The organism is Streptomyces sp. NBC_01465, from assembly GCF_036227325.1.
Lineage (GTDB): Bacteria > Actinomycetota > Actinomycetes > Streptomycetales > Streptomycetaceae > Streptomyces.
Genome location: NZ_CP109467.1, coordinates 5,172,037 through 5,196,655 on the forward strand (window position 1 = coordinate 5,172,037; position 24,619 = coordinate 5,196,655).

23 protein-coding genes are annotated in these 24,619 nt (G+C 69.4%); 15 read left to right on the top strand and 8 right to left on the bottom strand.

Annotated features, from left to right (window positions below):
• Positions 1 to 44 precede the first annotated feature (44 nt).
• Positions 45 to 935: an RNA polymerase sigma factor SigF gene (locus OG707_RS24525; RefSeq protein WP_329121788.1), complete on the bottom strand. Its 891-nt coding sequence runs from the start codon at positions 933 to 935 to the stop codon at positions 45 to 47.
• Positions 936 to 1,186: 251 nt separating this feature from the next.
• Here OG707_RS24525 and OG707_RS24530 point away from each other — a divergent pair, with 251 nt between their 5' ends.
• The 6 genes from OG707_RS24530 (at position 1,187) to OG707_RS24555 (ending at position 6,372) form a co-directional block, all read left to right on the top strand.
• Entirely contained in the window at positions 1,187 to 1,567 is a 381-nt protein-coding gene (locus tag OG707_RS24530) for an STAS domain-containing protein (RefSeq protein WP_329121790.1), read from the top strand.
• 72 nt (positions 1,568 to 1,639) lie between these two features.
• Positions 1,640 to 2,119, top strand: a complete 480-nt coding sequence (locus tag OG707_RS24535) for an ATP-binding protein (RefSeq protein ID WP_329121792.1) — start codon at positions 1,640 to 1,642, stop codon at positions 2,117 to 2,119.
• Between the two features lie 135 nt (positions 2,120 to 2,254).
• On the top strand, positions 2,255 to 2,935 hold the full coding sequence (locus OG707_RS24540; protein WP_329121794.1) for a peptidase: 681 nt from the start codon (positions 2,255 to 2,257) through the stop codon (positions 2,933 to 2,935).
• A gap of 16 nt (positions 2,936 to 2,951) precedes the next feature.
• Positions 2,952 to 3,860, top strand: coding sequence for a COG1470 family protein (locus tag OG707_RS24545; protein ID WP_329121796.1), 909 nt, complete (start codon positions 2,952 to 2,954; stop codon positions 3,858 to 3,860).
• Positions 3,857 to 4,975 (top strand): hypothetical protein, encoded by a 1,119-nt coding sequence (locus OG707_RS24550; RefSeq protein ID WP_443071382.1) that lies wholly within the window; start codon positions 3,857 to 3,859, stop codon positions 4,973 to 4,975. Before OG707_RS24545 ends, OG707_RS24550 begins: the two co-directional genes overlap by 4 nt.
• A gap of 14 nt (positions 4,976 to 4,989) precedes the next feature.
• Complete coding sequence (locus tag OG707_RS24555; protein WP_329121798.1) at positions 4,990 to 6,372, top strand: hypothetical protein; 1,383 nt, start codon at positions 4,990 to 4,992, stop codon at positions 6,370 to 6,372.
• A gap of 75 nt (positions 6,373 to 6,447) precedes the next feature.
• On the opposite strand, the gene OG707_RS24560 is transcribed toward OG707_RS24555, so the two are convergent.
• Positions 6,448 to 7,974, bottom strand: coding sequence for a peptide MFS transporter (locus OG707_RS24560; RefSeq protein WP_329121800.1), 1,527 nt, complete (start codon positions 7,972 to 7,974; stop codon positions 6,448 to 6,450).
• Positions 7,975 to 8,446: 472 nt separating this feature from the next.
• On the opposite strand from OG707_RS24560, the gene OG707_RS24565 reads away from it, so the two are divergent.
• Positions 8,447 to 9,124: a response regulator transcription factor gene (locus tag OG707_RS24565; RefSeq protein ID WP_329121802.1), complete on the top strand. Its 678-nt coding sequence runs from the start codon at positions 8,447 to 8,449 to the stop codon at positions 9,122 to 9,124.
• 15 nt (positions 9,125 to 9,139) lie between these two features.
• Positions 9,140 to 10,423 (top strand): ATP-binding protein, encoded by a 1,284-nt coding sequence (locus OG707_RS24570; protein WP_329121804.1) that lies wholly within the window; start codon positions 9,140 to 9,142, stop codon positions 10,421 to 10,423.
• On the opposite strand, the gene OG707_RS24575 is transcribed toward OG707_RS24570, so the two are convergent.
• Positions 10,416 to 10,940 (bottom strand): GtrA family protein, encoded by a 525-nt coding sequence (locus OG707_RS24575; protein WP_329121806.1) that lies wholly within the window; start codon positions 10,938 to 10,940, stop codon positions 10,416 to 10,418. The two genes, OG707_RS24570 and OG707_RS24575, sit on opposite strands and share 8 nt — an antisense overlap.
• 103 nt (positions 10,941 to 11,043) lie before the next feature.
• Between OG707_RS24575 and OG707_RS24580 the strand changes: the two genes are divergently transcribed.
• Genes OG707_RS24580 through OG707_RS24590 form a run of 3 tightly spaced genes read left to right on the top strand, consistent with a single transcriptional unit; the run spans position 11,044 to position 13,911 of the window.
• Positions 11,044 to 12,183, top strand: coding sequence for a 5-(carboxyamino)imidazole ribonucleotide synthase (locus OG707_RS24580; protein WP_329121808.1), 1,140 nt, complete (start codon positions 11,044 to 11,046; stop codon positions 12,181 to 12,183).
• A complete protein-coding gene (gene purE / locus OG707_RS24585) occupies positions 12,180 to 12,704 on the top strand; it encodes a 5-(carboxyamino)imidazole ribonucleotide mutase (protein ID WP_329121810.1) in 525 nt (174 codons plus the stop codon). The genes OG707_RS24580 and purE overlap by 4 nt, the downstream gene beginning before the upstream one ends.
• 10 nt (positions 12,705 to 12,714) lie before the next feature.
• Complete coding sequence (locus OG707_RS24590; RefSeq protein WP_329121812.1) at positions 12,715 to 13,911, top strand: dipeptidase; 1,197 nt, start codon at positions 12,715 to 12,717, stop codon at positions 13,909 to 13,911.
• 203 nt (positions 13,912 to 14,114) lie between these two features.
• On the opposite strand, the gene OG707_RS24595 is transcribed toward OG707_RS24590, so the two are convergent.
• Positions 14,115 to 14,486 carry a VOC family protein gene (locus OG707_RS24595; RefSeq protein WP_329121814.1) on the bottom strand — a complete coding sequence of 124 codons (372 nt, stop codon included), beginning with the start codon at positions 14,484 to 14,486 and terminating at the stop codon, positions 14,115 to 14,117.
• A gap of 88 nt (positions 14,487 to 14,574) precedes the next feature.
• Between OG707_RS24595 and OG707_RS24600 the strand changes: the two genes are divergently transcribed.
• Positions 14,575 to 15,102: a CGNR zinc finger domain-containing protein gene (locus tag OG707_RS24600; RefSeq protein WP_329121816.1), complete on the top strand. Its 528-nt coding sequence runs from the start codon at positions 14,575 to 14,577 to the stop codon at positions 15,100 to 15,102.
• A gap of 34 nt (positions 15,103 to 15,136) precedes the next feature.
• Here the strand turns inward: OG707_RS24600 and OG707_RS24605 are convergent, their stop codons facing one another.
• Positions 15,137 to 16,462: a UDP-glucose dehydrogenase family protein gene (locus OG707_RS24605; RefSeq protein WP_329121818.1), complete on the bottom strand. Its 1,326-nt coding sequence runs from the start codon at positions 16,460 to 16,462 to the stop codon at positions 15,137 to 15,139.
• A gap of 166 nt (positions 16,463 to 16,628) precedes the next feature.
• On the opposite strand from OG707_RS24605, the gene OG707_RS24610 reads away from it, so the two are divergent.
• Positions 16,629 to 17,786 (top strand): acyl-CoA dehydrogenase, encoded by a 1,158-nt coding sequence (locus OG707_RS24610; protein ID WP_329121820.1) that lies wholly within the window; start codon positions 16,629 to 16,631, stop codon positions 17,784 to 17,786.
• Positions 17,787 to 17,830: 44 nt separating this feature from the next.
• On the opposite strand, the gene OG707_RS24615 is transcribed toward OG707_RS24610, so the two are convergent.
• Positions 17,831 to 19,954, bottom strand: coding sequence for a phosphocholine-specific phospholipase C (locus tag OG707_RS24615; RefSeq protein ID WP_329121822.1), 2,124 nt, complete (start codon positions 19,952 to 19,954; stop codon positions 17,831 to 17,833).
• Between the two features lie 178 nt (positions 19,955 to 20,132).
• Positions 20,133 to 21,359 carry an LCP family protein gene (locus OG707_RS24620; protein ID WP_329121824.1) on the bottom strand — a complete coding sequence of 409 codons (1,227 nt, stop codon included), beginning with the start codon at positions 21,357 to 21,359 and terminating at the stop codon, positions 20,133 to 20,135.
• 107 nt (positions 21,360 to 21,466) lie between these two features.
• Between OG707_RS24620 and OG707_RS24625 the strand changes: the two genes are divergently transcribed.
• A complete protein-coding gene (locus OG707_RS24625) occupies positions 21,467 to 21,991 on the top strand; it encodes an acyl-CoA thioesterase (RefSeq protein WP_329121826.1) in 525 nt (174 codons plus the stop codon).
• Between the two features lie 12 nt (positions 21,992 to 22,003).
• Here the strand turns inward: OG707_RS24625 and OG707_RS24630 are convergent, their stop codons facing one another.
• Positions 22,004 to 23,557, bottom strand: a complete 1,554-nt coding sequence (locus OG707_RS24630) for an LCP family glycopolymer transferase (RefSeq protein WP_443071383.1) — start codon at positions 23,555 to 23,557, stop codon at positions 22,004 to 22,006.
• Here OG707_RS24630 and OG707_RS24635 point away from each other — a divergent pair.
• Positions 23,534 to 24,559 carry a glycosyltransferase family 2 protein gene (locus tag OG707_RS24635; RefSeq protein ID WP_329121830.1) on the top strand — a complete coding sequence of 342 codons (1,026 nt, stop codon included), beginning with the start codon at positions 23,534 to 23,536 and terminating at the stop codon, positions 24,557 to 24,559. The two genes, OG707_RS24630 and OG707_RS24635, sit on opposite strands and share 24 nt — an antisense overlap.
• The last annotated feature ends 60 nt before the right edge of the window (positions 24,560 to 24,619 follow it).

Below are 24,619 nucleotides of genomic sequence, written 5' to 3' on the forward strand. Positions count from 1 at the left end.
GGCCCGTCCCACACGCCGGGACGGGCCTTGTCGCAGCGGGCCGGTCATTCCTCCAGGGTCAGTCCCCTGCGGAGCTTCACCAGCGTGCGCGACAGCAGTCGCGACACATGCATCTGCGAGATGCCCAGCTCCTCGCCGATCTCCGACTGCGTCATGTTGGCGACGAAGCGCAGAGAGAGGATCTGCCGGTCGCGCGCAGGGAGTTCGGCGATCAGCGGCTTGAGCGACTCGATGTTCTCGACGCCTTCGAGGTCGTGGTCCTCGTAGCCGATGCGGTCGGCCAGCGCGCCTTCGGAGTCGTCCTCCTCGGGCTGGGCGTCCAGCGAGCTCGCGGTGTACGCGTTGCTCGCCGACATGCCCTCGACGATCTCTTCCTTCGACAGGTCCAGGCGCTCGGCGAGTTCGGCCACTGTGGGGGCGCGGTCGAGCTTCTGCGCGAGTTCGTCACCTGCCTTGGCGAGGTCGAGGCGCAGTTCCTGGAGGCGGCGGGGTACGCGCACCGACCAGGAGGTGTCGCGGAAGAAGCGCTTGATCTCGCCGACGATGGTCGGCATGGCGAAGGTCGGGAACTCGACGCCCCTGCTGAGGTCGAAGCGGTCGATCGCCTTGATCAGGCCGATGGTGCCGACCTGGATGATGTCCTCCATCGGCTCGCTGCGGGAGCGGAAGCGCGATGCGGCGAACTTCACCAGTGCCAGGTTCAGTTCGACCAGGGTGTTGCGTACGTATGCGTATTCGTGCGTTCCCTCTTCGAGGGAGCCGAGACGCGCGAAGAGCGTCTTCGACAGGGCCCTGGCATCCAGCGGGCCCACCTCGTCGTACGGCTGGTTCGGCAGGATCTCCGCGAGATCCTCCAGGCCGTTCTCGATCTGGCTGGGCAGGGGGGTCTGGTGTGTCGACGTCTCACTGCGGGATTCGTCGAGCCGGGGTGACATGGGTCTCCTCCATCGTTCTCGGCATATGGCAGCCGGTGCCTCATCCGTGGTCCGTGGGTGGTGCGGCGCCTCCAAAGCCGGTCGATGCGTTTGTGTCTCTACTACCCCTACCCGCTTTACTCAGACAGTTGCAAGTGTCAATTGTCCGAATTGCGAGGCTTATTGGAGTTGATCGGCTACCGGAGTGCGTACGGAAGGCGTAGAGTTCTTCGCACGTCAAGAGCAGTTAAGACACGGCGAAGAGGACGGGCATGGACCGCGGCACGGTCGGCAGCGCGAACCGGGGCCGGCTTCACGTCGAGAGCCGGACCGAGGGTCTGAGCGAGATCGTGACACCGGCAGGTGAGCTGGATCACCACACGGCCGATCTGCTCAGCGAACCGCTGTCCGCGGCGCTCGACGCGGGCCGCACACGGCTCGTGGTCGACTGCTCACAGCTGGAATTCTGCGACTCCACCGGCCTGAACGTGCTGCTCGGCGCCCGTCTGCGGGCCGAGGCGGCCGGGGGCGGGGTCCATCTTGCCGGGATGCTTCCGGTGGTGGCCAGGGTGTTCGAGATCACCGGAGCCGAAGCGGTCTTCACCGTGCACGACTCCCTCGAAGACGCCCTCAGCGACGCACTCGACGAGTGAAATGAGTGTTGTCACCATTCGGCGGGGCAGGAGCCCCCGAAATGACCCGTGAATCGGTGAGGTGAATCGCTGATGAGCACCACCCGGCAGCATCCGCCGGGCGACCTCGGCCCCGAGCCGGACGGCGCCGGTGTCAGTGCGGCTTCCACCGTGCGCACGCTCTCGCTGGAGAGCGCCAGCGGCATCGTGCCGCTCGCACGCGACTTCACCCGCCAGGCGCTGCACGACTGGGGGTGGCTGCCCGCGGCCACCGCCGACCGCCGCGCCGCCGCGGAGGACGTACTGCTGGTCGTCTCCGAGCTGGTCACCAACGCCTGCCTCCATGCGGAGGGCCCCGAGGAGCTGCGCGTCGTCTGCGGTCCCAAGATGCTCCGCCTCGAGGTCACGGACCGCGGCGCGGGCCAGCCCGCCCCGCGCACCCCGCACCGGGCGGGACGCCCCGGCGGCCACGGCATGTTCATCGTGGAACGGCTCTGTCTGGACTGGGGAGTTGTACGGACTCCCGGCCGGCCGGGCAAGACGGTGTGGGCGGAGCTCGCCGCACCCGCGTAACGCAATCGCACACTTTTTGAAGGTATGGAGAGCGCGCCGATCCGGTGCGCTCTTTGTCTTCCCCTCCCAAGGCGTCCGGCGTACCTTGAGCGCCCAATCTGATGTGTCGTCAGTAACTTATGAGGGGAACTCGAGGTGTCGTACCAGAAGCGGACAGCAATGTCGCTGGCAGCTGCGGTCGCGGGCTCGGTGGTGCTGATGGCCGCCCCGGCAGCCCACGCCGCCGTCGTGGATGTCAACTACAGCTGCAAGACCCCCATCGGAAAGAAAGCCGCGGTGTCGCCCATCGACATCACGAGTGTGAAGAGCGGCAGCGGCTACAAACTCACCATGTCCTTCAAGAAGGGCGTCTCCTCCAGCCCGCTGGCGCTCGGCAAGGGTGCGATGAACCCGAGCGCGGTGCTGAAGGTGGGCGGAGCCGACAGCGGTACGGTCGCGGTCTCCGGGCCGTCGAACTCGGCGGAGATACCCGCCAACACCCCCATCCAGATCAGTGACTTGTCGGGTACGTACACGCCGAAGGCCAGCGGCAAGGTCACCTTCACCGCCTCGATCCTGACCATCAAGGCGATGGGCACGACCACCACCTGCACCCCGACCAACAGCCCGAAGCCGTCACTGGAGCTCACGGTGACCGGATCGGGCGGCGGGTCGTCCAGTGGCGGCACCACGAACACCTCCTCCGACTCCGGCGGCTCCCTCCCGAAGACCGGTCCGCTGGACTCCGCCGTGGCACTCGGCACGCTCGGCGGCACGGTCCTGCTGACGGGCGCGGCGGGTGTGCTCTGGCTGACGCGCCGCAACCAGCGGGTCTGACCGGGGAGTTGTCGCTGTGCGTCGTGCCGTGCTCCTGGCGTTGTCCCTGTTCCTCGCGCTCGCCGTCACCCCCGCCTTCGCCGCGGACCCGCAGTGGACGCTGGCTCCCGCCTCGGGCGGCGGGTCCAGGCCCAGCACCGACGGCAGGCCGTACTTCTATCTGGAGGGCGCGCCCGGGACCGTACTGCAGGACACGCTGTCCCTGACGAACCCGGGGGCGAAACCGGTGACGGTACGGCTGCGCGGCGCCCAGGCGTACAACACGGCGGGCGGCTCCTTCGCCGTGCGCCCGTCCTCCGACAGCTGGATCACCCCGCTGGTCACCTCGGCGAAGGTCCCCGCGCACACCCGCGCGGACATCCCCTTCTCCGTGACCGTCCCGTCGGGGGCGGAGCCGGGCGACCATCCGGCGGCGATCGTGGCGACGGCGGGCGGGCGTGAGGTGGGCGTACGGATCCAACTCCGCGTCAGCGGCCCGACGTTGTCGGCGCTGACCGTGGAGGACGTCTCGGTGGACAAGGGGGCGGGCCTCATCCGCTACACCCTGGTCAACCGGGGCAACACCACGCTCACCCCGCGTCTGGCGGTCCGGGCGGACGGCGTGCTCGGCCGCGTACTGAACCGCCCGGCCCGCACCCTCCCGCTGGAACTCCTCCCGGCCCAGCGGGTGGCGCTCACCGAGAAGTGGCCGGGGACGCCGCTGCTCGACTCGGTGGACGTCCGTCTGACGGCGACCGCGGAGGGCGCGACCCCGGCGAGCGGCACCACCTCGGCGACGTTCGTGCCGTGGGGGCTGCTGGCGGGGGCGGGTCTTGGGGTGGCCGGAGCGGCGGGCGGTGCGTTCTGGTTCGTACGACGGAGGCGTGCGCCGGGTGAACCGGACGCAGCCGAACGGGAATTGGCAGAGACGGGAGCAGCAACGTGAAGACCCCTGGGCCCCGCCGGTCCACCCCGGGCACCATCCACCGCACCCTGGTGCTGATCCTGCTGGCCGCCCTGGCCGGCGCCCTGCTGACGCCCGCGACAGCCACCGCCGCCGAAGGCCCCACCGTCTCCCTCTCCGCCCAACAGGCGGGCAAGGGCGGGGACATCACCGTCACCGGCAAGGGCTGGCGGCCCAACACCCTGCTCGCCATGCTCATCTGCGGCCAGTCAGACCTCACCCGGGGCGTGATCGGCGGCACCAACTCCTGCGCCAACTCCGACGGCCGCGCGGTCACCACCGACGCCAAGGGCTCCTTCTCCCGGAAGATGCCGGTCACCGAGCCTCCGAAGCCCTGCCCCTGCGTGGTGCACGTGGCGACGGTCACCGGCCAGTCGGTCACCAAGGACGCCGTGTTCACGGTCGCGGGACACCCCACCGCGCCTCTGCCCTCCGCCACCGCAGGAGGGAAGCTGGGGGTCCTCGCGGCCGCCCGTCTTGAGGGCTCCAGCGGGATCCTGACCTGGTTCGGCGCCCCGCCCAGCCGCAAGCTCGTCTTCACGGTGGGCAATATGGGCTCGGCCCCCGTCAAGGACCCGGTCTTCCAACTCGGCACCTCCCACGGCGTGTTCGCGCCCCAGTGGGAGGAGCAGCAGTGGCACGGCACCATCGAGCCGGGCAAGAAGGCGGAGATCAAGCTGGACGTCCAGCTCGCCGCCGGCGCGCACGGCGACTACGAGATCGCGATGAAGTACGGCTCCACCGTGGTCATCAAGGAGCCGTGGGGGGTCGGCCGCCCCTGGGGCGTCACCTTCTTCTGGATCCTGCTCTGTCTGGTCGTGCCCGCGGCGATCTTCCGCATCGGCATGGCGATCGTCGACCGCGTACGACCCCAGGGCGGCGGCGCGGGCCGCCACCGGACCGTACGGATCTCCGAACTGACCGTAAAACTCCCCAAGTTCCGCACTCCGGGGAAGACGGGCCCGAGGGACCGGCAGCAGCCGCCGCCGCCCTCCGCCCCGACACCGGAGGCGACGCGTACCACCACGGTCCTGCCGTGGTTCACCCCGGACACCGCACCGTCTGAGACCCATCCGACGACGAAGGGAAACACGTGATACGCCAACGGAGGATGAGCGCGGCGGGAGTTGCGCTGATGCTCGGCGGCGCGGGGATCCTGCTGGCCGCCAGTCCCGCTCAGGCCGCAGAAGTCTCGTACGCAACCGAGTGCATACCGCCGTCGATCTCCGGTCTGCCGCCCGTGGAGGGCACGACCAAGGTGGAGATCACCGCGCCCACGACGGCGAAGGTGGGTGACGAGGTCGACGTGGTCTGGAAGACCACCCAGGCCGCGTCCAGCAACCCCGACGTCCTCGACCTGGACAAGGACACCGTCCTGCCGACCGGCACGGTCAAGGTGGCCGGGGCCCAGACGGCGGATCTCGCGGTGACGGGCACCCGTACCAATCCGGCGATCCCCAAGAAGAGCCCGATGGTGCTCTCCGACATGAAGGGCAAGCTGAAGCTGACGAAGGCGGGCGATGTCACGCTCACCGCAGACAAGTACAACATCAACGTCTCGAAGCCGATCTCGACGGACACCAAGTGCTCGCCCAAGGCGGCGGTGACGCCCTCGCTGACCATCAAGGTCACGGACGGCGGCGGCGGTACGACGACGGGCGGCACGACCACGGGCGGGACGACCACCGGCGGTACGACGACCGGCACCACCACCGGGGGCACGACCACCGGCACCACGACCGGCGGTACCACCACGGGCACGACCACCGGCGGCACGACGACCGGGACCACCACGGGCGGCACGACCACCGGCACCACGACCGGGGGCACGACCGGCGGTACCGGTGGCCAGACCGACTTCGCGGGCAAGACCGTCACCACCGGCTTCGCCTGCACGTCACCCGGCCCCGCCAAGATCGACGGCACGGCGACCATCAACGCCAAGGCGAACGGCGGCGGTTACGACCTGACGGTGAAGACGGGCAAGGGCGTCATGAACAGCCCCGCACCGCTTCCCGCGGGCGCCCTGACACCCTCCATGGTGATCAAGGTCGGCGGCGCGGACAACGGCTCGGTCAAGGTGGTGGGTGCTGCCAACACGACAGCGCTCAACGCGGGCGACCCGGTCTCGCTCAACGACATGAAGGGCACGTACAAGCCCGGAGCGGACGGCAAGGCCACGCTCAGCCCCGGTGATCTGACGATCGTCGTGAAGCTGAGCGCCGGTGCCGACCCGATCACCATCCCCTGCAAGGCGACGAAGACGGCGGTCTCCCTGACGCTCGACGTCAAGAAGCAGGCGGGCGGAGTCTCCGGCGCGACCACGTCGGGCGCCGCCGGAGGCTCGGCGGGCACGGACGGCGGCCTCGCGGCAACGGGCGCCGAGGACCACGGCGCCCTGCAGGCGCTGGGCCTGGTGGCCGGCACGGTGATCCTGCTGGGCGGCGCGGTGTTCACCTTCACCCCGTGGCGGAGGCTGCGCGGGACGCGCTGAGGCACGGCTTCCTCACGTACGGAAAGAGCCCCGCACCGGAAACGGTGCGGGGCCCTCCGTCGTGCGGGGGAGACGTCAGCGGACGTCGCCCATGAGCGACTGGACCTTGTTGCGGTACATGTAGACCGCGATCGCGGCGATCACGGCGGACGCGGCCTCCAGGGCGACGACGCCCTGACCGTTGAGGTCGACACCGGCGATGGCGAGCAGGCCCGTCACGCTGTCACCGGCGGTGACGGCGAGGAAGAAGACACCCATCATCTGGGAGCCGTACTTCGCCGGCGCCATCTTCGTGGTCAGCGAAAGACCCACCGGGGAGAGGCACAGTTCCGCCACGGTGTGCATCAGGAAGATCAGCACCAGCCACCACATGGTGACCTTCGTGCCGTCGTCCGCCATGCCCATCGGGATGAGGAAGACGAAGAACGAGGCGCCGATACCGAGCAGACCGAGGGAGAACTTCACGATCGTGCTGGGCTCGCGGCCCTTACGGGCCAGCGAGATCCAGATGGCGGCGAAGACCGGCGCGAGCAGCATGATGAAGCCGGGGTTCAGCGCCTGGAACAGGGTGTTCGGCATCTCCCAGCCGAAGATGGACCGCTCGGTGCTGGTGTCACCGAAGAGCGACAGCGTGGACGCACCCTGGTCGTAGATCATCCAGAAGATGGCGGCGGCGACGAAGAAGTAGATGAACGCCGTCATCTTGGTCTGCTCGTTGCTGTCGAGGTCCTTGTCCCGCTTGATCTTGACCAGCACGGCGACCGGGATCACCAGACCGGCGACAGTGATCGGGAGCAGCGCCCAGTTCAGGGTGAGGCGGTAGACGTCGGTGAAGGCCACGACGAGGTAGAACGCCGCGATCACGGCGACGGCCACGAGCACCTTGGTGATGACGGCGCGCTTCTCCGGGGACGTCAGCGGGTTCGGGACCCGGTTGCTCTCCTCGGACAGGTGGCGGGAGCCGACCATGAACTGGATCGCGCCCAGCGCCATGCCGACCGCGGCCAGGCCGAAGCCCAGGTGCCAGTTGACCTTCTCACCGAGGATGCCGATGGCGAAGGGGGCGGCGAAGGCACCGAGGTTGATGCCCATGTAGAAGATCGTGAAGCCTCCGTCGCGACGGAGGTCCTTCGGGTCCTTGTAGAGCTGACCGACCATCGTGGAGATGTTGGCCTTCAGCAGACCCGAGCCGACTGCTACCAGTACCAGACCGACGAAGAACATCGCCGAGCTCGGGACGGCCAGGCACAGGTGACCGGCGACGATCACGAAGCTCGCGATGGCCACGGTCTTGCGGGCGCCCCAGACACGGTCGCCGAACCAGCCACCGGGCATGGCCATGAGGTAGACCATGGCCACGTAGACGGAGTAGATGGCCGTGGCGGCCGCCGCGGTGTACGCGAGCCCGCCGCCCTGGCTGCCGGTCGCCGCGTCCGCGCCGCCGGAGACGAGATAGAGCACCAGAAGTGCTCGCATGCCGTAGTAGGAGAAACGCTCCCACATCTCGGTCATGAACAGAGTGGCCAGACCGCGGGGGTGGCCGAAGAAGGACGTGTCGGCCGAGGGTGCCCCGGTGGAGTCCTTCGTCAGGCTGGTCGCCATGGGTCAATCCTTGCTTGCTAGGGACGCGCCGCTGGGTAAGCGGGGACGCGCCCTGTGGGGGGTGGCCGGCACCGGCGTGCGTTCGTCCCCTCCTCACGCCCTGAGGGTTCAGTCGGAATGACTCCGTACCGAGGGGGAAGACCACACCGGGATCCACGCTCCGCGTTCAACATCGAACGCGGGGCCCGGCCGATAGGTCATTCACAGTGCAGTAGGTCGGCAAGCCGACCTCGTACAGAAAAAGGGACCTTTGGCGAGTCATAACCGCCGAAAGTCCCCTGAGTAGTGCTATAGGCGTCCGGACACCTTAAGAGCATCTAAGCGGCATATGGAAGAGCTTGAGACATCGATCACAGGCCCGTACGGAACCAACAGCCCACATTCGAAGGCGGGAACCAGGATCTCATCCCTGACCCGCAGGGTCTGTCGATCACCTCCCGGCCCGGCCCCTGCGCGGTCTACCATCACACTCATGACCCGTGTACTGCTCGCCGAGGACGACGCATCCATCTCGGAGCCCCTGGCCCGCGCCTTGCGTCGGGAGGGTTACGAGGTCGAGGTGCGGGAAGACGGTCCCACCGCGCTCGACGCCGGCCTCCAGGGAGGCGTCGACCTGGTCGTCCTCGACCTGGGCCTTCCCGGCATGGACGGCCTGGAGGTGGCCCGGAGGCTGCGCTCCGAAGGGCACACCGTGCCCATCCTGGTGCTCACCGCCCGCGCCGACGAGGTCGACACGGTCGTCGGCCTGGACGCCGGCGCCGACGACTACGTCACCAAGCCCTTCCGCCTGGCCGAACTCCTCGCCCGCGTCCGCGCCCTCCTGCGGCGCGGCTCCAGCGACCCGGCCCCCGCACCCGCCACGCACGGCGTGCGGATCGACGTCGAGTCGCACCGCGCCTGGATGGGCGACGAGGAACTCCAGCTCACGGCAAAGGAGTTCGACCTCCTGCGCGTGCTCGTGCGCGACGCAGGACGGGTCGTCACCCGCGACCAGCTGATGCGCGAGGTCTGGGACACCACCTGGTGGTCGTCGACCAAGACCCTCGACATGCACATCTCCTGGCTGCGCAAGAAGCTCGGCGACGACGCGGCCAATCCGCGCTACATCGCCACGGTCCGGGGCGTCGGCTTCCGCTTCGAGAAGAGCTGACGTAGACCCACAGCCATGCGCCGCCGACTGATCAATTCCACGCTCGCCGTTGTCCTCGTCGTCATCGCGGTCTTCGGCGTATCGCTCGTCATCGTCGAGACGCGCACCATCAGCAGCAGCGCCCAGGAGAGCGTGGACTCCGAGGCGCAGCGCCTCGCCTCCATCGTGGACAGCCGTCTGGTCGGCCACGAGAAGGTCTCCACGGAGATACTGCAGGGCCAGATCGACGTCTCCACCCGGTACGCGGTCATCGAGATCCCCGGCCGCGACACCATCCGCATCGGCACCAAGCCCGAGGGCGGTGTCATCCGGGGCACCGCCGACGGGGAGAGCGGCGAGAAGGTCTCGGTCGAGGAGTCCCGCTCCTCGGTCACCCGCGAGGTCGGCAAGACCCTGCTGATCATCGGCGCGGTCGCGCTGCTCGCCATCGTGGCCGCGACGCTCCTCGCCGTACGGCAGGCCAACAAGCTCGCCGCCCCGCTGACCGACCTCGCCGAGACCGCCGAGCGCCTCGGCTCGGGCGACCCGCGTCCCCGCCACAAGCGGTACGCGGTCCCCGAGCTGGACCGCGTCGCCGACGTCCTCGACTCCTCCGCCGAGCGCATCGCCCGCATGCTGACCGCCGAGCGCCGGCTCGCGGCCGATGCCTCGCACCAGCTCCGTACGCCGCTCACGGCCCTCTCCATGCGCCTGGAGGAGATCACCCTCACCGAGGACCTCGACACGGTGAAGGAGGAGGCGACGATCGCGCTCACGCAGGTCGAGCGGCTCACCGACGTCGTGGAGCGCCTGCTCACCAACTCCCGCGACCCGCGTACGGGCTCGGCCGTCACCTTCGACCTCGACGAGGTCGTCAAGCAGCAGCTGGAGGAGTGGCGGCCTGCCTACCGGAGCTCGGGGCGGGCGATCGTACGGTCGGGGAAGACAAATCTGCGGGCGGTCGGAACGCCGGGCGCGGTCGCCCAGGTGATGGCCGCGCTGATCGAGAACTCGCTGATGCACGGCGGGGGAACGGTCGCGGTCCGCACCCGCGTCACCGGCAACCAGGCCGTGATCGAGGTCACGGACGAGGGCCCCGGTGTCCCGCCCGACCTCGGCGCCCGGATCTTCGAGCGGACCATCAGCGGCCGGAACTCCACCGGCATCGGTCTCGCCGTGGCCCGCGACCTGGCGGAGGCGGACGGCGGGAGGCTGGAGATGCTGCAGCAGCAGCCGCCGGTCTTCGCGCTCTTCCTGAGCCGGGACGGCAAGGTCGTACGCCCTCTGAACGACTCCGAGCCGGAGCCGACGATCAGGTAGTGGAGCTGTTCACCTGAGCCTGGTGGGCCTGGGCCTCAGGGCTCTCCAGAAAGGATTCAGCAGTCTGTACGGCGTCCCGGGCGGGCAGCGCCTTGAAGACCCAGGTGCGGTACGACCAGAAGCGGAACACCGTGCCGATGCCGAGCCCGACGACGTTCTTCGCCATGTTGTCGGCGAGCGTCGAGGTAAAGCCGAAGCCGTAGTGCGAAAGGGCGAGGATGCCGTTCTCGATGACCAGGCCGATGCCGCTGAAGAGCAGGAAGAGCATCAGCTCGCGGCTGCGCTTGTTCTTGTCGGTGTGCCGGTACGTCCAGTAGCGGTTGCCGATGTAGTTCGTGGCGATGGCGACGATCGTGGCGATGACCCCGGAACGGACAACCGCCAGGTCAAAAGCGTGCACGCAGATATTGAAAACGATCAGGTTGACCACAAACCCGATCGCGCCGACCGCCCCGAACTTGGCGATCTCGCGGGCGAGCAGGTCCAGCCGCGTCCGCAGGGCGCCGCGTTCGCTCATGGTGGGGGCCCCGTCCGGATAGGCAGATGTATGTGGTCAGCCCTTCCACTGTAACCAGCGACCGAGTCGGGGAGCTGTCCGCACGGCGGATACCCTGGAGTACGTGACGTTCCCGGTAGTCGGCATGGTCGGTGGCGGTCAGCTCGCCCGAATGACCCACGAGGCGGGCATCCCCCTCGGCATCAGATTCAAGCTCCTCAGTGACACCCCCCAGGACTCGGCGGCCCAGGTGGTGAGCGAAGTCGTCATCGGCGACTATCGCGACCTGGACACGCTGCGCGCCTTCGCGCGCGGCTGCGACGTGATCACTTTTGATCACGAGCACGTACCCACCGAGCACCTGCGGGCCCTGGAAGCGGACGGCGTCGTCGTCCGCCCGGGGCCCGACGCGCTGGTGCACGCCCACGACAAGGGGGTGATGCGCGCGAAGCTCAGCGAGATCGGCGCGCCCTGCCCCCGCCACCGGATCGTGCGCGATCCGGCGGACGTGGCGGCCTTCGCGGAGGAGGTGGGCGGCTTCCCGGTGATCCTCAAGACGGTCACGGGCGGCTACGACGGCAAGGGCGTGTGGTTCGTCCGCACGGCCGCCGACGCACAGGACCCCTTCCGGGCGGGCGTGCCCGTCCTCGCGGAGGAGAAGGTGGACTTCGTACGGGAGCTGGCGGCCAATGTCGTCCGCTCGCCGCACGGCCAGGCGGTCGCGTACCCCGTCGTGGAGTCCCAGCAGGTCGACGGTGTCTGCGACACGGTCATCGCCCCCGCGCCCGATCTCGACGAGACCCTCTCCGGCGAAGCCCAGCAGCTGGCGCTGCGCATCGCGGACGAGCTCGGTGTCGTCGGCCACCTCGCGGTCGAGCTCTTCGAGACCCGCGACGGGCGCATCCTCGTCAACGAGCTGGCGATGCGCCCGCACAACTCCGGCCACTGGACGATGGACGGCGCGATCACCTCGCAGTTCGCCAACCACGTCCGCGCCGTCCTCGACCTCCCGCTGGGCGATCCGCGCCCGAGGTCGACCTGGACGGTCATGGCCAATGTCCTGGGCGGCGACTTCCCGGACATGTACCAGGCGTATCTGCACTGCATGGCCCGCGATCCACAGCTCAAGATCCACATGTACGGCAAGGACGTGAAGCCGGGCCGCAAGGTCGGGCACGTCAACACCTACGGCGACGACCTGGACGACGTGCTGGAGCGCGCCCGTCACGCAGCCGGCTACCTGCGAGGAACGATCACAGAATGAGCAACCCCCTCATCGGCATCGTCATGGGCTCGGACTCCGACTGGCCCGTGATGGAGGCCGCGGCCCAGGCCCTCGCAGAGTTCGAGATCCCGTACGAGGTCGACGTCGTCTCGGCGCACCGCATGCCGCGCGAGATGATCGCGTACGGCGAGGAGGCCGCCGGGCGCGGCCTCAAGGCGATCATCGCGGGCGCCGGGGGAGCGGCCCACCTCCCGGGCATGCTGGCCTCCGTCACCCCGCTGCCGGTGATCGGCGTCCCCGTCCCGCTGAAGTACCTCGACGGCATGGACTCCCTGCTCTCCATCGTGCAGATGCCGGCGGGCGTCCCGGTCGCCACGGTCTCGGTCGGCGGCGCACGCAACGCGGGTCTGCTCGCGGCGCGGATCCTCGCCACGCAGGACCCCGAACTCATGGTGAAGATGCGGGAGTTCCAGCAGGAGCTGAACGACCAGGCGACGGAGAAGGGCAAGCGGCTGCGTACGAAGGTCGAAGGCGCGGGCTCCTTCGGATTCGGAAAGTAGGCGACCCGCGATGACGACCCTGCCCCCGCACCTCACCGAAGCCCTCGACCTCCTCTCCGAGTACCCGGTCGTCGACGGCCACAACGACCTCCCCTGGGCGCTGCGCAAGCTGGTCCGCTACGACCTCGACAAGCTCGACATCGCCCGCGACCAGCAGGGCTCCCTGCACACCGACATCCACCGGCTGCGCAAGGGCGGGGTCGGGGCGCAGTTCTGGTCGGTGTACGTACAGACCGACCTGACCGGCGACGAGGCGGTCAGCGCGACGCTCGAACAGATCGACTGCGTCGACCAGTTGCTCACCCGCTACCCGAGCGACCTGGTCCGTGCATGGACCGCCGACGACATGGAGACGGCACGGGCGGGGGGCCGTATCGCGTCCCTCATGGGCGCCGAGGGCGGCCACTCGATCAACAACTCCCTCGCCACGCTCCGCGCCTTCCACGCGCTGGGCGTCCGCTACATGACGCTCACGCACAACGACAACACCCCGTGGGCGGACTCGGCGACGGACGAGCCGAAGGCCGGCGGGCTGACGGCCTTCGGCCACGAGGTCGTACGGGAGATGAACCGCAGCGGCATGCTGGTGGACCTCTCGCACGTGGCGGCGACGACGATGCGCGACGCGATCGCCACCTCCGTGGCGCCGGTGATCTTCTCGCACTCCTCGTCGCGGGCGATCTGCGACCACCCGCGCAACATCCCGGACGACGTCCTGGCGCTGCTGCCCGCCAACGGCGGTACGGCGATGGCGACTTTCGTCCCGAAGTTCGTGCTCCCCGAGGCGGTGGCCTGGACGAACCGTGCGGACGACAACATGCGCGCGCACGGTCTGCACCACCTCGACACGACCCCCGAGGCGATGAAGATCCACGCCGAGTTCGAGGCGGCGAACCCCCGCCCGATGGCGACGGTCTCCACGATCGCCGACCACCTCGACCACATGCGCGAGGTCGCGGGCGTCGACCACATCGGCATCGGCGGCGACTACGACGGAACGGCCTTCACCCCGGCCGGACTCGAGGACGTCGCGGGCTACCCGAACCTGATCGCGGAGCTCATCGGCCGCGGCTGGTCCAAGCCCGACCTGGCGAAGCTCACCTGGCAGAACGCGGTCCGCACCCTGCGCGCGGCCGAGGACGTGTCCCGCGACCTGCAGTCGCAGCGCGGCCCCTCGAACGCGACGCTGGACCAACTGGACGGCTGAGCACGGCAGTTGGCGGCGGGGGTACGGAACCGGGTTCCGTACCCCCGCCGCTGCTTTTCAGCAGGCGCACAGGCAGAACGGATGCCCCGCGGGGACTGCTTTTCGACGCCGCGCTCGCGCCGTTCGGCCCTTGGGGGCCTCTCGGGCTTCGTGCGGCTGCGCCGGACTCCGTCCGTCGGTTGTGGTGGGTGACGGTGGAGGGGTCAGCAGGCGCACAGGCAGAACGGATGCCCAGCCGGGTCCGCGTACACCCGCCACGTGCGCCCCGCCTCGCCCTTGTCGAGCAGCGTCGCGCCGAGCGCGAGCACCTCGGTCTCCGCTGCGTCCTGGTCCTCGACGGTCAGGTCCAGGTGGAACTGCTGGGACTTCTCGGACGAGGGCCACTCCGGCGGTACGTGCCCCTCCACCCGCTGGAACGCGAGCGGCGTCCCCTCGTACCCCGCGGTCTCGACCCACTCGTCGTCGTCCCCGTCCCCGTCCTTGACCGTGCCGCCGAGCACCGCCATGTAGAACGCGGCGAGCGCGCGCGGGTCGGGACAGTCCAGTGCGATCGTGCCGAGCCTGGCGACAGCCATGATTCCGCCTCTCCGAGAGTGTTACCAGTGCTTGCCGTTCACCGGTAACCGTTACTGCATACTCCCGCACAAGAGGTAACGTCGCAATATGAATGACAGAGCTCCCGCACCCGGCGGCCTCGCCCTGATCGAGACGCTGGTGAACACGCTCAGCCTCGACACCGGCGAAGACCGCCTCGCCGCGGAGTTCTCCCTGACCGGCCCCGCCCTCGCAGAGGCGACGGAGCTGCGCGAAGCGCTACGGGCGGTCTGCCGCGCCCACGCCGGCCACGGCGCCCCGGACACCGGAGCCGCCCTGACACGCCTGCTGTCGAAGGCCCCGCTGCTCCTGACGATCGACGCGGAGGGCACGGCAACGCTGACCCCCGCCGACCCGGCCGCACTCCCGTCCCGTATCGCGGCGGCGATAGCGACGGCGGCGGCGGACGGCACCTGGCCGCGCCTCAAGGCATGCGAGGCGGAGGACTGCCACTGGGCGTACTACGACCGCAGCCCGGCGGGCCGCAGCCGCTGGTGCACGATGTCGGTCTGCGGCAGCCGAGCCAAGATGCGCGCCTACCGGGCGCGGAAGGGCGTTTCAAGCCCGACGGGCACATCAAGCCCGTCCGGCGATTGAGGACAACGCGGCCGAAGGTCGCGTGCCCACCCACCTACGCCCGCGGCCGCCCCATGGCCCGAAACGTCCAGCCCGCATCCCGCCACGCCACAGCGTCCAGCGCATTGCGGCCGTCCAGAATGATCCGCTCCCCGGCGACCTCACCCAGCGCCACCGCGTCCAGCTCCCGGAACTCCTGCCACTCCGTCAGGTGCAGCACCACGTCCGCCCCGCGCACCGCCTCGAGCGCGCTCTCCGCGTACGCCAGCGTCGGGAAGAGGCGGCGGGCGTTCTCCATCCCCTTCGGGTCGTACACGGTCACCTGACCGCCCTGGAGATGGATCTGCCCCGCCACGTTCAGCGCGGGCGAGTCCCGTACGTCGTCCGAGTCCGGCTTGAACGTGGCGCCCAGCACCGCGACCCGCTTCCCCAGGAAGGAGTCGCCGCCCACGGCCTCCCGCGCCAGCTCCACCATGTGCCCGCGCCGCCGCATGTTGATCGAGTCGACCTCCCGCAGGAAGGTCAGCGCCTGATCGGCACCCAGCTCGCCGGCCCGCGCCATGAAGGCCCGGATGTCCTTCGGCAGGCACCCGCCCCCGAAGCCGATACCGGCCCGCAGGAACTTCTTCCCGATGCGCTCGTCGTGCCCGATGGCCTCGGCCAGCTTCACGACGTCACCGTCAGCCGCCTCGCACACCTCGGCCATGGCGTTGATGAACGAGATCTTCGTCGCCAGGAACGAATTGGCAGAGGTCTTCACGAGCTCAGCGGTGGGGAAGTCCGTCACCACGAACGGCGACCCTTCCCCCACCGGCCCCGCGTACACCTCGCGCAGCAGCTTCTCGGCCCGCTCGCTCTCCACCCCGACCACGATCCGGTCGGGGTGCAGGGTGTCCTTGACGGCGAACCCTTCCCGCAGGAACTCCGGGTTCCAGGCGAGCTCGACCCCCTCGCCGAGCGTCTTCGCCAGCCGCGCCGCGGACCCGACGGGCACGGTGGACTTGCCGACGACCAGCGCGCCCGCCCGCAGATGCGGCACGAGCGAAGCAAAAGCAGAATCCACAAAACTCATGTCGCACGCGTACTCGCCGTGCTTCTGCGGCGTGTTCACGCAGACAAAATGAACGTCCCCGAACTCCCCGACCTCTTCCCACGAGGTCGTGAACCGCAGCCGACCGCTCGACCCCTCGATCCCGGCGACGTGCCGCTGCAGGATCTCCTCGAGGCCGGGCTCGTACATGGGCACGCGCCCCTGCGACAGCATCTCGATCTTCTCGGGTACGACATCGAGCCCGAGCACCTCGAATCCCAGCTCGGCCATGGCCGCGGCGTGCGTGGCGCCGAGGTATCCGGTGCCGATCACGGTGATCTTGAGGGCCATGCGGTGCTCCTGGGACGTACGGACAAGAGTGCGGGCCCGAGCATATCCGGGCGCCTCACCGGACACGTTTCCCCCTGTATCCAAGCTCACGTATACCTCCCTCTTGCGTCCGCATTAAAATGAAGTTACTAAACGGTAGTTAACATCTTTTGGGGAGTGAACAACCTTGGCAGGTTCGCCCGAATTCGACCTGTACCGCCCGGCCGAGGAGCACGACATGCTCCGCGACGCGATCCGCTCCCTCGCGGAGGCCAAGATCGCTCCCTTCGCGGCCGCGGTCGACGAGGAGGCCCGCTTCCCGCAGGAGGCGCTCGACGCCCTCACCGCCAACGACCTGCACGCGGTCCACGTCCCCGAGGAGTACGGCGGCGCGGGCGCCGACGCGCTCGCCACGGTCATCGTGATCGAGGAGGTGGCCCGCGTCTGCGCCTCCTCCTCCCTCATCCCCGCCGTCAACAAGCTCGGCTCGCTCCCCGTGATCCTCTCCGGCTCCGAGGAGCTGAAGAAGAAGTACATGGGCCCCCTGGCCAAGGGCGAGGGCATGTTCTCGTACTGCCTCTCCGAGCCCGACGCGGGCTCCGACGCGGCCGGCATGAAGACCCGCGCGGTCCGCGACGGCGACTTCTGGGTGCTCAACGGCGTGAAGCGCTGGATCACCAACGCCGGCGAGTCCGAGTACTACACGGTCATGGCGGTCACCGACCCCACCAAGCGCTCGAAGGGCATCTCCGCCTTCGTCGTCGAGAAGTCCGACGAGGGCGTCTCCTTCGGCGCCCCCGAGAAGAAGCTCGGCATCAAGGGCTCCCCGACCCGCGAGGTCTATCTCGACAACGTCCGCATCCCCGCCGACCGCATGATCGGCGAGGAGGGCACCGGCTTCGCCACGGCGATGAAGACCCTGGACCACACCCGCATCACCATCGCGGCCCAGGCGCTCGGCATCGCCCAGGGAGCCTTCGACTACGCCAAGGGCTACGTCCAGGAGCGCAAGCAGTTCGGCAAGCCGATCGCCGACTTCCAGGGCGTCCAGTTCATGCTCGCCGACATGGCGATGAAGATCGAGGCCGCCCGCCAGCTGACGTACTCCGCAGCGGCGAAGTCCGAGCGCGGCGACAGCGACCTGACGTTCGCGGGCGCGGCAGCCAAGTGCTTCGCCTCGGACGTGGCCATGGAGGTCACGATCGACGCGATCCAGCTGCTCGGCGGCTACGGCTACACGCGTGACTACCCGGTGGAGCGCATGATGCGCGACGCCAAAATCACGCAGATCTACGAAGGCACGAACCAGGTCCAGCGCATCGTCATGGCGCGCAACCTGCCGTAACGGAAAGGGCCCGGACGATGAAACCCGGGCCCCCTCCGCGCTGATCAGCCGCGCGGACCCGGGTCCGTCGTGCTCGGGCGGCCGTTCTCCAGGTGACCGGCCCAGCGGCGGCGGAAGGCGCCCGCGTCCTCGGCGGTCACGGTGATGTCGTACCAGCCGTCGCGCCGGTGCACCGGCACCTCGACGGTGAAGGAAGCGCCCGGGCGCAGGCGGTGCTGCTTCGCGCCGGTCGAGCCGTAGGCGTCCGTGAGCCGGACGGTGTGCGTGGCGCGACGGTCGTGGTTGGTGACCCGCACGCTCACGGAGCCGCCGGAGCGGTGGTGGGCGGCGGTGGCGCGCAGCCCGCCGACGCCGTCGCCCTCGAACTCGAAGAGGCCGCCGTTGGGCCCGTACGCGGCCAGGTGGTACGCCCCGCCGGCCGGCAGCTCCCAGTGGTCGGTGAGCGTGTCGTGGGCGGAGACCGTGTAGCGGCGGGGCGCGGCGTCGGGCTGCGTACGGTCGTGGACGGCGAACGCGGCTCCGGCCCGGCCCCGGTTGGCGAGGGCGAGCTCGAACCTGCCCTTGCGGCCCGGGTGTTCATTGACGGTCACGTCGTACGGCAGTGGGCGCGCACGCCGCACTCCCGGCTCCTGGGCGGGCATGGTCTGCGGCAGCGGCACCTGGTACGGCTTGTGCGCGGAGACGACCGGGGCGGGCACCTGGAAGACGGGTGGCGCCGGGTCGGTGGACCTGAAGTCGAGCGCCGAGGTGAGGTCGCCGCAGACCGAGCGGCGCCAGGCGGAGATGTTGGGTTCCCGTACGCCGAATCTCGCCTCCAGGAAGCGCACCACCGAGCTGTGGTCGAAGGTCTCCGAGCAGACCCAACCACCCCTGGACCAGGGCGAGATGACCATCGCCGGGACGCGCGGTCCGAGACCGACGGGCTGCGGTCCGCCCGGCCCAGTCGTGCCCGCGGGGCTCTTCCAGCCGGGGCGCGAGGTCATGTCGAGCATCTCGTCGGGGAGCGAGGCGAGCAGGTCGTCGGAGACCATGCCCGCGCTGCCGGGGGCGCTGCTGATCGGCGGCACCGGGGGCACGACGTGGTCGAACAGGCCGTCGTTCTCGTCGTAGTTGACGATCAGGACGGTACGGCCCCACACCTCGGGGTTGGCGGTCAGCGACTCGATGACCCGGTTGATGTAGAAGGCGCCGTCCGTCGGCGACGCGGAGGGGTGCTCGGAGTACTTGTACGGCGGCACGATCCAGGTGACCTGCGGCAGCGTCCCGGCCTTCACGTCGGCGGCGAACTCCCGCAGCGTGTGGTTGCTCGCGCCCTTGTCGACCAGCGGTCCGCTCGCGCCCATCGCCGGCTGGAAGTTCTCGAAGAACATCAGGGAGTTGTCGGTGAAGTTGTCCGTCGGACTGCCGGGGTCGCCGGTGCCGCCCTGGTACAGCTTCCAGCTGACCCCGGCCGCCTCCAGACGCTCAGCGTAGGTGGTCCAGGTGTAGCCGTTGGTGTCGTTGCGCTCGTCGGTGCCGGGCCCGTTGGGCTTGCGGCCCAGGGCGTTGCGCGGGTCCATGGTGCCCGACCAGAGGTAGAGCCGGTTGGGCGCGGTGTCGGCGTGCACGGAGCAGAAGTAGGAGTCGCAGAGGGTGAAGGACTCGGCGAGCGCGAAGTGGTACGCCAGGTCCTGCCGCTTGAGGTGGCCCATGGTCAGGACGTCCTGCTTCTGCGTCACCCAGGAGTCCCAGCGCCCCTCCCGCCAGGCCTGGTGGCCGCTGGCCCACCCGTGATCGGTGCCGTCGGTGTACTCGGTCGTCGCCCGCGGGTCGATGTACCAGGGCAGCACCTCGCTCTCGCTGTCCGGCAGGCCGCGGGCGTTGAAGCGGCCGGGGACCTTGGTGGTCGCGGCGGGCTGGTGCCAGACCGGCTTGCCGTTCGGCAGCAGGGCGGGGCGGGGGTCGCCGAAACCGCGTACCCCGCGGAGGGTGCCGAAGTAGTGGTCGAAGGAGCGGTTCTCCTGCATCAGGATCACGACGTGCTCGACGTCCTTGATCGAGCGGTGGCGGGAGATCGCGGGGAGGGCCATGGCCTGGCCTATCGCGCCGGGCAGGGCGTCGAGCCCGGCTGCGGCGACGGCGGAGACCCCACCGAGCTGGAGGAGGCGGCGGCGATCGAGAGGAGCCATCGGCATGCAACTTTCTGTCGTAAGTGCCGTTGTTTCGAACGCAATTGAGCTTCGGTGCGGAAGATGTGTGGTGCAGGTACCTGCGGCTTGCGGCCGGGGCAACGTCCGGTGAACGCAGCGCGGCGCGGTACGACGCACTGCTGCGTCGTACCGCGCCGGATGGTGCCGTATGCCGTCCTCAGTTCCCGGTGACGGTGACCTCGTCGTCGTTCTTCAGCTCGTCCACCAGCTGCTTGACCTTGGTCTTGTCCCAGATCAGGTTGCCGTTGACCGACTGCCCCGTGAGCGGGATGTTCATCGACTTCCCGTCGCCGCCCGTCACGCCCTTCAGCGCCAGGAACATCGAGCCCAGGTTCCACAGGCTCATGTCCTTGTCGACCGTCACCGTGTCCAGGCCCGCGCTCATCGCCGGGTAGATCGCGAACGGGTTCATCACCGTCGTCGGGCTGGCCACCTTCGAGGCGAGCGCCGACAGGAACTTCTGCTGGTTCTTGGTGCGCTGCAGGTCGCTGGCGGCGAAGGCGTGGCGCGTACGGACGTAGGCGAGCGCCTGCTGCCCGTTGAGCGTCTGCTTGCCCGCCTTGAAGTCGGCGCCCGCGTCCTTGTCCTTGAAGCCCTGCGGCAGGTTCATCTCGACGCCGCCGACCGCGTCGACCAGGTTGGCGAAGCCGCCGAAGCCGATCTCCGCGTAGTGGTCGATGTGCAGTCCGGTGTTGTACTCCACGGTGCGCACCAGCAGCTCGGGGCCGTCCATGGCGTACGCGGCGTTCAGCTTCGTCGTGCGGCCGGTGTTCGGGTAGAGCTTCCCGGACTCCGAGCCCTTGAAGGAGGGGATCGTCACGTTCGAGTCGCGCGGCAGCGAGATCAGGGAGTCACCGTTGTCGCCGGTGTGCAGGATCATCATCGAGTCCGTGCGCTTGCCCTCGGCGGACCCGGTGTGCAGCTTCTTCTTGTCGGCGGCGCTCATGCCCGCGCGGCTGTCGGAGCCGACGATCAGGTAGTTGGTGCCCTTACCGGTGTCCGGGCGCTCGATGACCTTCGACAGGTCGACTTCGCGCTTGAGCTTGGAGTCGGCCCAGAAGTACGTGCCGATCGAGACGCACAGGAAGCCCACGACCAGCACCAGCGCGCCGATCTTGATCCGCTTGCGCCAGTTCGGGGCGGCGGACGGGCTGCGGCGCGGGGCCGGGGGCTGACCGCCCTGGCCGCCGCCTCCGGAGTTGTTGCCGCCGTAGACCTGGCCGGAGCTGTAGCCGCTGTCGTACGGAGCCGGGTCGTCGTACCCCTGGTACCCCTGCGGCTGCTGCGCGGGCACGGACGGCCGGCGCTGCACGTGCGGCATCGACCGCGCGCCTTCCGGCTGCGCGTCGTAGCTGCCGCGTCCGTACCTGTCCCTGTCGCTCATGGAAGCCAGTGTGCAGTCACCGGCTGTGTGCTTGACAGGGAGGGTGGGAAACCGGAGCAGGGCTGTTGCAGAGCTGATGCAATCGGCCAGCGCTTAATCTGGAACGTATGACCGATCTTCCGGGCAAGCCCACCTCAGCCTCGCGAACCACCCTCTCCCACATCATGACCGGCAATGACACCAACCTCCTCGGCACGGTGCACGGCGGCGTGATCATGAAGCTGGTGGACGACGCCGCGGGTGCGGTCGCCGGCCGGCACTCCGGCGGGCCCGCCGTCACCGCGTCCATGGACGAGATGGCGTTCCTGGAGCCGGTCCGCGTCGGCGACCTCGTCCATGTGAAGGCGCAGGTCAACTGGACGGGCCGGTCCTCCATGGAGGTCGGCGTACGGGTCCTGGCCGAGCGGTGGAACGAGTCCACCCCCGCGACGCAGGTCGGCTCCGCCTATCTGGTCTTCGCGGCGGTCGACGAGGACGGCAAGCCCCGCACGGTCCCGCCCGTGGAGCCCGAGACCGAGCAGGACAAGCGCCGCTACCAGGAGGCCCAGATCCGCCGCACGCACCGCCTCGCACGGCGGCGCGCGATCAAGGAGCTGCGCGAGCAGCGCGCGGCGGACGGCTTCGACGACTGACCGCCCCAGGTCCTACGGACAGACGACCTGATCCCCGGTGACCGCCCCGAACTCACCCTGGTACTGGTCCTCGGCCCGCACCCGCACGACCTTCTTGAAGTCCGACCCCGCCGTCACCTTCAGCGTCCGCCCGAGCCCCTTCACCGGCCGCAGCTCCGCGCCCGGCAGGGCGGTCGCCAGGGACTGCGCCGAGCGGTCCCAGCCCGGGTCGTACTCGATGAAGGTCTTCCGTACGTCGTGCGCGAGCGAGGCGGCCGAGGCCCCGGTCGTACGGAAACCGGTGGCGCGCAGCCCCTTGTCGACGCGGGCGCCGAGGCCGTCCGACGCCGTCCCGTTGTAGACCTTCACCCTGATCTGCTGCGGCGAGACGTCCACGGGCGTCGCCTTCGGCTGCTTCGGCCGGTGCGGGGCGAGCGGCTTGTCGTCGCGCAGCAGCTGGAAGAGCTTCTTGGACTTGGCGTCGTCCCACTTCACGGTCGATCCGATGCCCTTCACGGGGAAGCTGATCTGCCCGATCGGCACGGACGTGAACTCCGACGACGCGGGTGTGAAGCTGTGCATCGCCTGGCCGAGGGCGAGCATCTGCTCGGCCCCGAAGCCCTTGTCGGCCCGGACCGAGCCGAGCATCGCGCCGGTCACCTCACGGAACCTGATCGGGTTGAGCAGCACCCCGCTGCTGCTGGCCTTGGCGATCAGGGAGGCCAGGAAGCGCTGCTGGCGCTGCATCCGGCCGAGGTCGGCGGCCCCGTCGATATGGCGGGAGCGTACGTACTGAAGGGCCTGCCCGCCGGTGAGAGCGGTGGTCCCCACGGGCAGGTCGAGGCCGGTGTAGGAGTCCTTGAGCGGACGGGCCGTGCAGACGTCGACCCCGCCCAGGACGTCGACCGTCTTCATGAAGCTGGTGAAGTCGACCTCCAGATAGTGGTCGATCTTCACGCCGGTCATGTGCTCGACGGTGCGCACGGCCAAGTTCGGGCCGCCCTCCGCGTACGCCGCGTTGATCTTGATCGGGTGCATGTGGTGGTGCTGCCCCGTCGACTCGTCCGTGTGCTCGGGCGCCTCCGCGTAACTGTCGCGCGGCAGGCTCACCACACTCGCCCGCGACCGGTCCTCCGAGAGGTGCACGATCATGATCGTGTCGGTGCAGTGACAGGGGGCGCCGCCCAGGTGGTAGAGGCGCTTCTGCTCCGGAGTGATCTTGTCGCGGCCGTCGGTGCCGACGAGCAGCAGGTTCATCCCGCGGCTCTCCTCGGGCCGGTCCTTCATGTCCTTGAAGGGGTCGACCCGGTCGATCCCGGAGTCCACGCTGTTGACGACCGCATGGCCGACGCCGGATGCGCCCAGGACCAGTACGGAGAGCGAAGTGGCCACACGAAGCCCCCAGCGGGGGCGTGCGTCCTGCGTTCGGCGACGGGGCTGGGGCACGGCGGACTCCTCCGGGGCAGGGGACGCGAGCACCGTAGGCGGACAAGATCGGATGAGCTGGGCAATGGACCGGCCGCCGCGCGCCCGGTTCCCCCGTTCGCTGTAACGTGAACTCCGATGAACGCCACTCCCGCCCCGCATCCAGCCGTCTCCGTGATCATGCCGGTCCTCAATGAGGAACGGCATCTGCGCAGCTCGGTCCGGCACATCCTCGAGCAGGATTACGACGGCGAGATGGAGGTGGTGATCGCCATCGGCCCGTCCTCCGACCGTACGGAGGAGATCGCCGCCGAGCTCGTACGCGAAGACCCCCGCGTCCACACCGTCCCGAACCCCACGGGCCGCACCCCCGCAGCGCTGAACGCCGCGATCAAGGCCTCCCGGCACCCCATCGTGGTGCGGGTCGACGGCCACGGCATGCTCTCCCCGAACTACATCGCCACCGCCGTCCGCCTCCTCGGCGAGACCGGCGCGATGAACGTCGGCGGCATCATGCACGCCGAGGGCGAGAACGCCTGGGAGGACGCGGTCGCGGCCGCCATGACCTCCAAGATCGGCGTCGGCAACGCGGCCTTCCACACGGGCGGCGAGGCGGGCCCGGCGGACACCGTGTACCTGGGTGTCTTCCGCCGCGAGGCTCTGGAGCAACAGGGCGGCTACAACGAGGAGTTCATCCGCGCCCAGGACTGGGAGCTGAACTTCCGCATCCGCGAGGCGGGCGGCCTGATCTGGTTCTCGCCGGAGCTGAAGGTCCAGTACCGCCCGAGGCCGTCGGTGCGCGCGCTCTCCAAGCAGTACAAGGAGTACGGCCGCTGGCGCCACGTCGTGGCCCGCTACCACGAGGGCTCGATCAACCTCCGCTACCTCGCCCCGCCGACCGCGGTCTGCGCGATCGCGGCAGGCATCGTGGTGGGCGCGGCGGTCACCCCCTGGGCGTTCGTGATCCCGGCCGGCTACGCCGCGGCGATCGTCGCGGGCTCGCTCCCGGCCGGCAAGGGCCTCTCGCTGAAGGCGCGCGCCCAGATCCCCGTCGCCCTGGCCACGATGCACATGTCCTGGGGCTACGGCTTCCTGACGAGCCCCCGCGCGCTGGCGCGCAAGGTCATCGCGAGCCGCCGACCCGCGGTGCGGGCGACGGTCTGACATCACGCGAAGGGCCCCTCCGCACCGGCGGAGGGGCCCTTCGTCGTACTCACCGCGCCG